Source organism: Enorma massiliensis phI, from assembly GCF_000311845.1.
Taxonomy (GTDB): domain Bacteria; phylum Actinomycetota; class Coriobacteriia; order Coriobacteriales; family Coriobacteriaceae; genus Enorma; species Enorma massiliensis.
Genome location: NZ_HE978574.1, coordinates 403684 through 415206 on the forward strand (window position 1 = coordinate 403684; position 11523 = coordinate 415206).

An 11523-nucleotide genomic window follows, 5' to 3' on the forward strand; every position below is an offset into this window, starting at 1 on the left:
CCGGCGCGCGGGATGAATATGCGCGATTGGTGGATGTTTGTGCGTAGGCACCCAACAATCGGTACCATATGCGCGGGGGTATCTCTCGTAGCGCCTTTCCCACGTCCGATAACCATCTAGAGGGAGCACATATGAAGTACTTCGGTACCGATGGCTTTCGTGGGCGCGCCAACGAGGAGCTCACGGTCGACCACGCATTCAAGATCGGCAAGTTCGTGGGCTGGTACTACGGCCTCCGCCAGGGGCGCAAGACCAAGGCGGTCATTGGCAAGGATACCCGTCGTTCCAGCTATATGTACGAGAACGCGCTGGTTGCGGGCCTCGTGGCGAGCGGTGCCGATGCGTATGTGCTGCGCGTGACCACCACGCCGTCGGTAAGCTACGTGGTGCGCCACGGTGATTTCGATTGTGGCATCATGATCACGGCGAGCCACAATCCCTATCACGACAACGGCATCAAGCTCATCGATTCTGGTGGCTACAAGATGAGCCCGGATGTGCTCGAGCAGGTAGAAGCCTATATCGACGGTGAGTTCGAGATTCCGCTCGCTACGGGTGAGCAGATTGGCCGTGCGGTCGATTATGTCGAGGGCCGCGCGCGCTACATCAAGTCGCTCATCGAGTCCATGCCGTGCTCGCTCGAGGGTTTTCGCGTGGCGATCGACTGCGCCAACGGCGCCTCCACGCCTATCGCCCCGCGCGTGTTCACTGCGCTCGGTGCCGATGTTCACGTGATCTCCAACGAGCCCGATGGCTTCAACATCAACATGGGCTGCGGTTCCACGCATATTGAGCGCTTGCAGGCGTATGTGCGCGAGGAGGGGCTCGACATCGGATTCGCCTATGACGGCGACGCCGACCGCTGCATCGCGGTGGACGAGTACGGTAACGTCTGCGACGGCGACACCATTATGTACGTGTGCGGCGCGCACCTTGCCAAGCAGGGCAAGCTCAGCGGCAACACGGTCGTGGCTACCGTCATGAGCAACATCGGCCTCTTCAAGGCGCTCGACAAGCTGGGCATCGGTTACGAGAAGACCGACGTGGGCGATAAGTACGTAAGCGCCTGCATGCAGGAGCACGGCTATGCGCTCGGCGGTGAGCAGAGCGGCCATGTGATCTTCTCCGAGTACAGCGCCACTGGCGACGGCATCAACACGAGCCTGCGCATCATGCAGACGCTCGTAGAGACTGGCAAAAGCTTGGCCGAGCTCGCCAAGCCGCTCAAGATTTACCCGCAGCTGCTCAAGAACGTGAAGGTCGAGGACAAGCACGCTGTCATGGAGCACGAGGCGGTCAAGGCCGCCGCGGCTGATGTTGAGGCCGCGCTCGAGGGCGAGGGCCGCGCGCTCATCCGCGCGAGCGGCACAGAGCCCTTGGTCCGCGTTATGGTCGAGGCACCGACGATCGAGCTGTGCGAGCAGTACGTGAATAAGGTCGTTGAGGTCATCGAGAGCCTATAGACGAGGTACCGGGTCGCGCCAAGCGGCGGCAGCGGTGCCGGAGCGCCCGGTCTAGGTAAACGGCGATCAATGCCTCACGTATCAAAGATGATGAGGGCGGGCAGTGCGCATCGGCGTGCTGTCCGCCTTTTGCCGTCCGGGCGGTACCGCTTGCAGGAGAAGCTCATCAGCTCTAGTTGGCAAGAATATAATGTCATAAGACATATCATCATGGGCCGTAACCAAGGTGCAGTGTCTTCGGTCCGGCCTGTGGAGTTGGGAGGAACGATGGCGAGCCAGGCTAACCCAAGCGAGAAGCCGACGATGCTGACGTACATAGAGCAGACTCCGGCGCAGCTCAAGCTCAACGTCGAGCGCGCCGAAGAGCTCACTGCCGAGTTGGTCGACTTGTACGCCCAAAAGCCCTGCCATTCCATCTGGATCGTGGCCTGCGGTTCAAGCTCGAACGGATCGCAGTGCGCTCGTTATTTCATGATGAAGTACCTGCAGCGCGAGGTGAAGATCGTCTCGCCGGCTACCTTCATCTACGGCGAGCACGACCTGCACGAAAATGATTTCGTCTTCGTGATCTCGCAGAGCGGTTGCTCCACCAATTCCATTGAGGCCCTCGACGAGCTCCGCAAGTTGGGCATCACCGCCATCGGGCTTACGGGCAACGTTGATTCGGACTTTAAGGACCATGCGGACCTCGTGGTCGATTACGGTGTGGGAGAGGAGACCGTGGGCTACGTGACCAAGGGCGTCACCACGCTCGCGCAGTTCCTCATGCTCTTCGCCATCGAAGCGGGCGCACGCACGGGAATCGTGTCCCCCGAGCAGCGCACCGAGCTCTTGAACGAGATGGCAGACGCCCCGCGTCGTCATGAGATCGTGCAGCGGGAGACCTGGGATCTGTATAAGCTCCACCAGGCCGACTTCACCTCGATGACCGTGGTCAACCACTGTGGTTTCCTCCAGGGCTACGGCATCGCGTGCGAAGGCGCGCTCAAGTTCGGCGAGACCATCCAGATCCCCAGCTTCGCCTACGAGGGCGAGGAGTGGATTCATGGCCCCAACCTGCAGCTCACGCCGAATTACACGGTGGTGTGCGTCGATCACCTAACTGAGGGTTCCGACCGCCTCGTGGATATCTATCTCGCTGCGCGCACGGTCACGGACCATGCGTTTATCGTTACCAATTCCGAGCGTGTGGATGACGACCATGCCATCCGCCTGCCGTTCGAGATCAAAGAGCCGCTCATGATGCCGCTCTACGTGCTGCCGTTCTACCAGATCATCGCCCACCAGGCCACAACGGACCTCCACCGCTGGGAGAAGCACCCCCTCTTTGAGGAGCGCTTCCGCAAGGCAATCAGCACCAAGACGGATACGATCGACCAGATTATGCCCAACTAGGCGGGGCATCGGCGCGATGTGCGTTGTTCCGCCGCCCGTCGCGCCGCCCACGCCGGTCCCAGAGCGCGTTGCGCTGCCGTATGCGACGGTTGTGCCGCACATTTTGTCGCGCATGTGAACCCTGTACCAGCTGGGCAAGTCGGTATATCATATTGCCGTTTATGGTTAGACGGGCTGGCGCTCCCGGTGATATGTTCTCGGCGCGCTCGGCCAGAAGCGTATAGAAGGAGTCTCGCATGTCCGGACACTCAAAATGGGCAACAACCAAGCACCGCAAGGGCGCGCAGGACGCTAAGCGTTCGGCACTGTTCTCCAAGCTCTCCCGCAACATCACCGTTGCGGCGCGCCTGGGCAACGATCCCAACCCGGACAACAACGCCTCCCTTGCCGCGGCGGTGGCCAAGGCCAAGGCGCAGTCCATGCCCAAGGACAAGATCAAGAGCGCCATCGACAAGGCCTTCGGCGCCGGTGCCGATGCGGCCGTGTACGAGAACATCGTCTACGAGGGCTATGGCCCCGCGGGCGTTGCCGTCTACGTTGAGTGCCTCACCGATAACCGCAACCGCACCGCTGCCGACGTTCGCTCCGCCTTCTCCCACTCCGGCGGCAGCCTGGGCACCACCGGTTCCGTTGCCTTCCAGTTCGAGCGCAAGGGCCAGATCGTCGTTGCCAAGGAGATTGTGGATCCCAACGACAAGAAGGAGAACCTCATGGCCAACGGCGCTGCCGGCGATGAGGACGAGTTCATGATGGCCGTGGCCGAGGCCGGCGGCGAGGACTACGAGGACGCTGGCGACGAGTGGATCGTGTGGACCAACGCCACCGAGCTCATGGCCGTGTCCAAGGGCATCGAGGGGCAGGGCATCGAGGTCAAGGGCTCTGAGCTCACCATGGTTCCCACCACGCCCACCGCGGTCTCTCCTGCCGACGCCAAGAAGGTTCAGCGCCTCATCGATCGTCTTGAGGAGCTCGACGACGTCCAGGACGTGTACAACACGATGGACATGACCGACGAGGTCGTCGCCGCTCTCGAAGAGGAGTAGCACCCAACGAGACAATCGTGCCAGGTTAATTTGTCTCATGGCAACGTGCCTGCTCCGTGTCTCATGTGATAAAGCGCTTAAGCCGGGTCTGCGCTACGTGCGCGTGCCCGGCTTTCTTTATAATCAGACGAAAGGCGAACGAGCGGGGATGCCGGGCTCGATGCACGGCGGCCCCGATGAGAGGAGACGTGCGTGCGGCTGCTCAAGAAATTCGGCGCGGTGCTGTATCTCGCTGCCGCCATTGTGGTGGTGGGTGGGTTTGCCTGCGCACAGTTTGCCCCCTCGCTGGTCAGCCGCCGCGTCGATACGCTGCTCGCCCATCCGGCCGGACGCATCGTGCTCATCGTGAGCTTGGTGATTGTAGGCGCGGGCGTGCTGCTCAGCGCGCTTTTCGCCTTGCTCGAGCAGCGCCCGCCTTCGAGCGTGCATCCTGCGGGCAACCCCCATATCGAGGTGCGCCTCGCGGCCCTTTCCTCGGCTGCCCGCGCAGCTGCAGAAGCTGAAGATATTTTGGTTGAAGATGTTCGCACGCGCGTTATGGGGCATAACGATTCACAAGTGCGCGTCACACTCGAGGTGATCGCGTTTACCGATACGGGGCTTGAGGCTCTTGGCCGCCGCATCGAAGAGCGCGTTCAGGGTGCTTGCGAGCAACTGCTCGGGGCTACGGGCGTGAACGTGCTTGTGCGGTTCTTGCCGAGTAAGACCACAACGGTGACCAGGGAGGTTTCCGGTGAGTAAGACAGATTTGGGCAACGAGAAGACGGGCGCGCCCAAGTTGCTTATAGAGCAAGGCGACGTGACGGAGGGGCCGGATGCCATGGGCGCAGATGCCGAGGACGCTGCAAGCGCCGAGGGCGCTGCCACGGGCCGCGGCCGCAAGCGTCGCCATGCCCGCAAAAAGGCGCGCAAGGAGCGCATCACGCGCGACGACCTAGCGGATGCCGTCGGCTTCATCCAGGGACTTGGCGCTTCGGCGTGGGCCTACGCGGAAGACCATCCCTTCACCGTCGGCTACGCCTTCGTTGGCCTTGTGCTCGCGGTGCTCATCCTTACCATCGGCCTGTGGAGCACGATTGTCATCGCAGTCTTTGTGCTGGTGGGAGCATTGCTCGGCCAGATTCGCGATGGCGATAACGGGCTGGTGAACTTCTTCGGCCGACTGTTCGACCGCCGCTCGTAGTGCAAGCGGCAAACCGTGACGATCTGGGACTCGAAAGGGGATACCATGGCAGCAAGCGATTCGACGACGAAGACGCCGACCGTGGCGGAGCAGGAAGAGCATCAGGGTATCAAGGTGGAAGATGCCGTGAGCGAGGGCACTGCCGAGGCAGACGCCCCCAAAGCGGCGGAAGATGCAGCCGATGGCGCCGCGTCGGAAGGGGCTGCACCTACCGATGCCGGCGATGACGTCTATGACGATGAGGATTTCGAAACCGATGATTCCCTCACGTATTCCAACGGCGTGATCGAGAAGATCGTTGCCATGGCCACGCGCGAGGTGCCGCACGTGCTCGGTATGAAGGGCAACCTCGTCCACTTCTTCCAGGAGCAGCTGGGTGCTGAGAACCTCACCAAGGGCGTGACGGTCGAGGTCACCGATGACAACCGCATGATCATCAACATCTCGGTCATCATCGAATACGGCTGCTATGCCCCGGATATCTTCGAGGATGTGAAGAACCGCGTGACCGAGCGCCTTGCCGAGATGACAGGGCTTGAGGTGGCGGGTATCAACCTGCGCATCGAGGACGTGGTGACGCGCGAGGAGTACGAGGCGAGCCGCAAGAAGTTCATCGACAACCTCAAGCGCGAGGACGAAGAAGCCGAGTAAGGTTGGCGCGGGGTTGCGGCTTCGTGGCCAGGCGGTTTTCGACTGGATGTGGTTCGCAGGCACCCGGTGTCTGCGAACCATTTTGTGAATCGCAGACACCGGGTGTCTGCGATTCATCTGCGGGCCATGCTTGGCGCGTTGCCGGCTCTTGGGCTTTTCGACCCACCTCGTCCGTTTCAGAACCATTTCGCGCTTGCCATGCCCGCCGCAGGCTGGTAGGCTAACAACCATGTTTACGGTTGCCGCACATATCACGATGATGATGGTCATGGAGATGCCCTCGCCCGGGCACTTTGTCATGTCGCGCGATCGTCGCGGGCATGCGGAGACCGGGCGCCTTCGTTAGGCTATCTCCGGCGGGGGATAGCCCGCCTTCTTTTTCAACCATCCATCGAGCGGAGTTCCCGTGATCGAAATCCAACACCTCACCAAGGCTTACGATAGCGCTGCCGCTTCGGCGCACGCGCTTGACGACGTGAGCATTTCCATTGCAGATGGCGACATCGTGGGCATCATCGGCATGAGCGGTGCCGGCAAATCGACGCTCGTGCGCTGCATCAACCTGCTTGAGCGCCCCACCGCTGGCAAGATCGTGGTAGATGGTCAGGATGTGACCGGACTTACGGGCAAGGAGCTGCGTAGCTATCGTCGCCGCGTGGCTATGATCTTCCAGAGCTTCGGTCTCCTCGCGCAGAAAACGGTACTCGATAACGTTTGCTTTCCGTTCCGTGCAGCCTCAGGGCGCGTAACGGCCGAGAATCGGGAGCGCGCGCTCGAACTGCTCGATATGGTTGGGCTCAAGGAGAAGGCATCGTCGTATCCGTCCCAGCTTTCCGGTGGCCAGCAGCAGCGCGTGGCCATTGCCCGCGCGCTCGCGTGCGATCCGGAATACATCCTCTGCGACGAGGCCACGAGCGCCTTGGATCCGGCGAGCACGAACACCATCCTCAAGCTCTTGCGCGATATCAACCGCACGACGGGTGTCACCATCATCGTCATCACGCATTCCATGGGCGTCGTAGAGAAAATCTGTCGCAACGTGGTCGTGCTTGATCACGGGCGCGTGGTGGAGCAGGGGAGCGTGGGAGAGGTCTTCGCTAACCCCGTGTCCGACGCCGCTCAGGTTTTGCTCGAAAGGGTTGATTGGGATGCCTAGCATCGTGACCGAATTCATTGGGCAGTATGGCGAGCTGCTTGGTCAGGGCGTGCTCGATACGCTCGTCATGCTCTTTATTTCGACTGCTATCGCCTATGTGATAGGAACGGTGCTCGGTGTGGTGCTCTATCTCACCTCGCCGGGTTCGCTGCGCCCTATGCGCGCGCTTAACGCCGTGCTGGGGTGGGTGGTGAACATCGGCCGTTCGCTACCTTTCATCATCCTGCTCATCTCACTCATGCCGGTAACGTCGGCGCTCGTGGGCACGACGTCGGGGGTTCGCGGCGTCATTCCGCCCCTCGTGGTGTCTACCGCCCCCTTCGTGGCGCGCATGATCGAGCAGTCGCTCGCCGAGGTGCCGCGCGCGAGCGTGGAGGCGGCTGAAGCATGCGGGGCGAGCATACCCCGCATCGTGGTCTCGGCGCTCTTGCCCGAGGCGCTGCCGTCGATCGTGCGCGGCGTTTCCATCACGCTTATCGCTGTGCTCGGCTATACGGCTATTGCGGGCGCGGTTGGTGCCGGCGGTCTGGGCGATATCGCCATTCGTTACGGGTACTACCGCTTTGAGGACGAGATGATGGTTGTGACCGTGGTGCTGCTCATCATCATCGTGCAGCTCATCCAGAGCGCATGCGATTTCATCGCGCGCAAGATCGACCATCGTACGCAGGCATAGCGATATCAGATTAAGGACAGTTCCTATTTGACACTGACCGAGGCTGTTTGAGTCATTTTGGGACGTGTTTCAAACGACTCACCAACTAGTAAAGGAGAAGATTATGAACTTCCAGAATGCTTCCATTTCCCGCCGCTCGTTCATTGCAGGCGCCGCTGGACTCGTTGCCGCAGGTTCGCTTGCTGCCTGCAGCGGCGGTTCGAACGAGGCCGGTTCCGCAGCTGGCTCCGGCGCAGCTGCCACCCAGTCCCTCATCGTGGGCGCCTCGCCGAGCCCGCACGCCGTGATCCTTACCGACTACGCGGCGCCGATTCTCGCGGAGCAGGGCATCGAGCTCGAGGTCAAGTCGTATACGGACTACATCCAGCCCAACAAGGACACCACCTCCGGTGCCATTGACGCCAATTATTTCCAGCACATCAACTACCTCAATAACTACAACGAGGAGAATGACACCGATCTGGTGAATGTGGGCAAGATTCACTTCGAGCCGATGGGCGTGTTCGCGGGAAAGTCGAGTGATATCGAGAACGTTGCCGACGGAGCCACCTTTGGCGTGCCCAACGATCCCACCAACGAGGGCCGTGCGCTGCTGCTTCTGCAGGATCTTGGACTCATCACGCTTGCCGATGACGCCGGCATTACCGCTACGCCGAACGACATCGTCGATAACCCCAAGAACTTGCAGTTCTCCGAGCAGGAGGCGGTGGCGCTGCCTCGCACGCTGAACGACGTGGACTTTGCTGTGATCAATGGTAACTATGCCATTGATGCGGGCCTTGCTCTTGAGGACGCTGTGGCCCAGGAAGATGCGAACTCCGCTGTCATTCAGGATGAGTACGCGAACGTGATCGTGACCACGCCGGAGCTCGAGGACGATGAGCGCATCGTGGCGCTCGTGGCGGCCCTGCAGACCGACGACTTCAAGGATTACCTGGTCGAGACCTTTGGCGACGCTGTGCAGGCGGCCTTCTAGGGGGTTCCCCTTGCAGAAGCCCGCCTATGTTCGGCGACAGGATAGTTTTTCGCAAGAGGGCCCCGCATGGGGCCCTTTTGCTGCGGAACTGCGCTTGGACTGCCACGTACAAGCGCATCTACGGCAATTGAGCGACGCATGGGGCCCTCTTGCTGCGGAGCTGCGCTTGGGCTCTGGACGGGGTCTTTCGCAGTCGTTCTTCAGCTTGCGTGCTCATGGACCGCGGTGCGCTCTTTGTTGATCGGGTTTCACGCTTGGTGTCAAAGAGAGTTGCCCTCCTCGTGTTTGAGAAAGAAGTACTGTTCGTTTCAGTTTTGGGAACATCTATTTCGCGTAAGGCCCGACAAGCGTTTCCAGCGGAACCGAATCCTGCGACTTTCGTGATATGCGAGGCGTTGCCGGTGGGCCGTAAGAAAAGATATTCCCAAAAGTGGAACGAACGTGCGCGCAGGCGCTGATGCTAAGGTCGCACGATGGTGGCAGAGACCTGCAGCGCGTATAATATCGGTAACGAGGACTATGCGCAGGGGCGCGGGGAGGGGTCGGTATGTTTTGCCCACATTGTGGTTCCCAGCAGCCAGAAGGCAGTAAGTTTTGCGCGGTGTGCGGACGAGAGCTGCAGGCGCCTGCCGCCCAGGCAACAGCTCAGGCGCCCGTCGTTCAGGTGCCTGCTGCCCAAGCGTCTACTGCCCAGGTGCCAACATCCCAGGCGCCTGCTACGCAAAGCGCTCCCAGCGCCGCCAGAACGTTTCCGGCGGCCCCAACCGCACATGCGCAGGCGGGCAGGGCGCTGGGCAGGCGCTCGGCGGTCATGATCTTTGCTGCCGTGCTTGCCCTCGTGTTCATGTTTCAGGCTTGGTTTAGCTTCCCGTTCGTGAATAAGTTTCTCAACGCAGCAGTTGCATCGGGTGCCGGCGGCTTTACGGGAATGGAAACCGCGATCGTACAATCGGTGAATCCCTCCGTAACCATGCCGGAGCTCTTCACCTTAGGCAATACGGTCGGCTCGATTGCCGATGCGGCCGCGCAACAGGTCTCGCTCTACAGCTCGTACGGCGCAACCGACTCCTCGCTGCTTCAAATGCAGCAAATGGTCAGCACGTTCGGAACGGTGTCCCTCGTCACGAAGGTGCTCTTCGCTCTATGGGTTATCTGCATTGTGGCGCTGGTCGTGGGCGTTGCCCTCAGGCTGTTCCGCGGCTTTGACGCGGTGCTCTTCTTCGCGCTTGCGGGTACTGCGGTCGTGGCGCTCGTGTGCACGATCGGGTCGTTTGTGCTCGGCGGCATCGTCGAAGGGCTGATTTCCGACATGGCATCGTACTCCAGCTCGTCAAGCTCGGTAAACCTCACGATGTCGCTGCTGAGCCCCTTCATGGCTCCCGCTTATGGTGCGGTGGTGACGATTGTGCTTGGCGCAGCGGGTACCCTCTCGTCACTCGTGCTCAAGGACTAGTTCGCGGCTGCGGCTGGTCTAGGCCGTAGCCATCCCGGCGCTTGAGCAACGCCGGCTTCGAGTTCTCAAAACGGCGGGCCCAGCCAGCGGGTTCCGCCGTTTTTGCTATTCGTAGCGGCCTTGGAGCGAGTACCAGCCGTGGCGCTCTTCGACTTCAAGCGGCACGCCGAAGAGGTCGGAGAGCGTTGCGCTGGTGAGCAGGTCCTCCTTCGGCCCGTCGGCAAATATTTCGGCATCTTTGATGAGCAGCACGCGCTCGATTGCCGGGATGATGTCTTCAGGATAGTGCGTGACGAGTACGACCGAACGCCCTTCGTCTGCCAAGAGCCTCATCGTGTTGCGCACGTGGTACATGCCTTCGGGATCGAGGCCGGTGCACGGCTCGTCGAAAATCAGGATGCGCGGGTCGCTCATAAGCTCGCGGGCCACGAGCACGCGGCGCACTTGGCCTGTGGAGAGCGTCATGACGTCGCGCTCGGCCAAATCTGCTATGCCCAGCCGGTCGAGGGCATCTTGGGCCTGGGCTCGCTGCTCGTCTGTCGCTTGCACGTGGTTGGGGAGGCCGAGCGTGCCGAAAAGCCCGCCGCAAACGATATCGCTCACCGGCAGGTGCACGCGAACTTGGTCGTGCATGGTGGCGGAAACGATGCCAAGTGCCTGCTTGATATCGGAGAGCAGCGGCCGCGCCTGCCCGCGGAAGCGCACCGGGGGCTCCTCGCGATGGAGCGGGAACGTCTCGCGCGTGAGTAGCTGGATGAACGTCGACTTGCCTGCACCATTGGGGCCGAGCAGCGCTACGTGCTCGCCCTCCGCAAGATCGAAATGGTCTACATGCAAAATGGTGCGTCCGCTCCGCACGACGCGCGCATCGCGCAGCGAGAAGAGGGGAGGCGTGTTTGCTGCTGGTTGCGCTGTGCTTGCCATGAAAACCTCGATTCGAGCGCGATGGGGCTGGGGTAGGTCGTAGCAACACGAATTGTGGCACAAACGTCGAATTTGGGGGTGCCAAAGCTGCTGTGGAAACAAAACTCGCGCCAAAGGATCGAATTTTGGAGCACAAGGCAACTATACCTCCATGCGCCAAGCTTCTGACCTGCTGTTCCTGTGAGCCCAATCTGCTTTGTACACGCCCGAGGAAGAAAAATCCGATCCTTTGACGCGAGTTTTGCATCAGGGAGCCATCCGGACCCTGGCGAAGCATTTTGATGGGGCCCATGCCTTCGGCGCTGCTCCACTGTGCTACCGTAGAGACCACGAAAACGGCGCGTATGCTAGCAGTGATGCCAGAGGAGGAATCGCCTATGCCTGAGATGCTCACGCTCGACGCCTTCGAGCAGGCCTCCGAAAAGGTCAAGGAAGTCACGCAGAAGACCGAGCTCGTTGAGAGCCCGCATTTTAGCCAGGCAACAGGCAATCGCGTGTTCTTCAAGCCCGAGAACATGCAGCGTACAGGCGCCTACAAGGTGCGCGGCGCCTACTATAAGATCAGCACGCTCGCGCCCGAAGAGCTGGAGCGCGGTATCATCA

Annotated in this window: 12 protein-coding genes and 1 pseudogene; 12 read left to right on the plus strand and 1 reads right to left on the minus strand. The window is 60.9% G+C overall.

Annotated elements, in window-relative coordinates; genetic code table 11:
• The first annotated feature begins 131 nt into the window (after positions 1 to 131).
• The 11 genes and pseudogenes from glmM (at position 132) to HGEM_RS01660 (ending at position 9996) form a co-directional block, all read left to right on the plus strand.
• The gene (gene glmM / locus HGEM_RS01615) at positions 132 to 1463 is read left to right on the plus strand and encodes a phosphoglucosamine mutase (protein WP_019127651.1); all 1332 of its coding nucleotides are present in this window, start codon (positions 132 to 134) and stop codon (positions 1461 to 1463) included.
• Positions 1464 to 1730: 267 nt separating this feature from the next.
• A complete protein-coding gene (locus HGEM_RS01620; protein ID WP_019127652.1) occupies positions 1731 to 2858 on the plus strand; it encodes an SIS domain-containing protein in 1128 nt (375 codons plus the stop codon).
• Between the two features lie 236 nt (positions 2859 to 3094).
• Complete coding sequence (locus tag HGEM_RS01625) at positions 3095 to 3901, plus strand: YebC/PmpR family DNA-binding transcriptional regulator (protein WP_019127653.1); 807 nt, start codon at positions 3095 to 3097, stop codon at positions 3899 to 3901.
• A 192-nt stretch (positions 3902 to 4093) separates the two neighbouring features.
• Positions 4094 to 4642: a hypothetical protein gene (locus tag HGEM_RS01630; protein WP_019127654.1), complete on the plus strand. Its 549-nt coding sequence runs from the start codon at positions 4094 to 4096 to the stop codon at positions 4640 to 4642.
• Complete coding sequence (locus HGEM_RS01635; RefSeq protein WP_019127655.1) at positions 4635 to 5084, plus strand: DUF2273 domain-containing protein; 450 nt, start codon at positions 4635 to 4637, stop codon at positions 5082 to 5084. The genes HGEM_RS01630 and HGEM_RS01635 overlap by 8 nt, the downstream gene beginning before the upstream one ends.
• A 45-nt stretch (positions 5085 to 5129) precedes the next feature.
• Positions 5130 to 5735 carry an Asp23/Gls24 family envelope stress response protein gene (locus HGEM_RS01640; protein ID WP_019127656.1) on the plus strand — a complete coding sequence of 202 codons (606 nt, stop codon included), beginning with the start codon at positions 5130 to 5132 and terminating at the stop codon, positions 5733 to 5735.
• A gap of 406 nt (positions 5736 to 6141) precedes the next feature.
• Positions 6142 to 6891, plus strand: coding sequence for a methionine ABC transporter ATP-binding protein (locus tag HGEM_RS01645; RefSeq protein ID WP_019127658.1), 750 nt, complete (start codon positions 6142 to 6144; stop codon positions 6889 to 6891).
• Positions 6884 to 7567: a methionine ABC transporter permease gene (locus HGEM_RS01650; protein ID WP_019127659.1), complete on the plus strand. Its 684-nt coding sequence runs from the start codon at positions 6884 to 6886 to the stop codon at positions 7565 to 7567. The genes HGEM_RS01645 and HGEM_RS01650 overlap by 8 nt, the downstream gene beginning before the upstream one ends.
• 103 nt (positions 7568 to 7670) lie before the next feature.
• Positions 7671 to 8543, plus strand: a complete 873-nt coding sequence (locus HGEM_RS01655) for a MetQ/NlpA family ABC transporter substrate-binding protein (protein WP_019127660.1) — start codon at positions 7671 to 7673, stop codon at positions 8541 to 8543.
• A 547-nt stretch (positions 8544 to 9090) separates the two neighbouring features.
• Positions 9091 to 9156, plus strand: a pseudogene (locus tag HGEM_RS10650) (zinc-ribbon domain-containing protein); the annotation flags it as partial.
• 198 nt (positions 9157 to 9354) lie between these two features.
• On the plus strand, positions 9355 to 9996 hold the full coding sequence (locus tag HGEM_RS01660) for a hypothetical protein (RefSeq protein ID WP_019127661.1): 642 nt from the start codon (positions 9355 to 9357) through the stop codon (positions 9994 to 9996).
• 105 nt (positions 9997 to 10101) lie between these two features.
• Here HGEM_RS01660 and HGEM_RS01665 read toward each other — a convergent pair whose 3' ends face one another.
• On the minus strand, positions 10102 to 10920 hold the full coding sequence (locus tag HGEM_RS01665; protein ID WP_019127662.1) for an ABC transporter ATP-binding protein: 819 nt from the start codon (positions 10918 to 10920) through the stop codon (positions 10102 to 10104).
• A 377-nt stretch (positions 10921 to 11297) separates the two neighbouring features.
• Between HGEM_RS01665 and HGEM_RS01670 the strand changes: the two genes are divergently transcribed.
• On the plus strand, positions 11298 to 11523 hold a 226-nt coding region (locus tag HGEM_RS01670; RefSeq protein ID WP_035100543.1), incomplete at its 3' end, for a pyridoxal-phosphate dependent enzyme.

What these genes read in the sequence shown, in the direction of transcription:
- glmM (WP_019127651.1), top strand. Translation starts at nt 132, where the DNA reads ATGAAGTACTTCGGTACCGATGGCTTTCGTGGGCGCGCCAACGAGGAG.
- HGEM_RS01620 (WP_019127652.1), top strand. Translation starts at nt 1,731, where the DNA reads ATGGCGAGCCAGGCTAACCCAAGCGAGAAGCCGACGATGCTGACGTAC.
- HGEM_RS01625 (WP_019127653.1), top strand. Translation starts at nt 3,095, where the DNA reads ATGTCCGGACACTCAAAATGGGCAACAACCAAGCACCGCAAGGGCGCG.
- HGEM_RS01640 (WP_019127656.1), top strand. Translation starts at nt 5,130, where the DNA reads ATGGCAGCAAGCGATTCGACGACGAAGACGCCGACCGTGGCGGAGCAG.
- HGEM_RS01650 (WP_019127659.1), top strand. Translation starts at nt 6,884, where the DNA reads ATGCCTAGCATCGTGACCGAATTCATTGGGCAGTATGGCGAGCTGCTT.
- HGEM_RS01655 (WP_019127660.1), top strand. Translation starts at nt 7,671, where the DNA reads ATGAACTTCCAGAATGCTTCCATTTCCCGCCGCTCGTTCATTGCAGGC.
- HGEM_RS01660 (WP_019127661.1), top strand. Translation starts at nt 9,355, where the DNA reads ATGATCTTTGCTGCCGTGCTTGCCCTCGTGTTCATGTTTCAGGCTTGG.
- HGEM_RS01665 (WP_019127662.1), bottom strand. Translation starts at nt 10,920, where the DNA reads ATGGCAAGCACAGCGCAACCAGCAGCAAACACGCCTCCCCTCTTCTCG.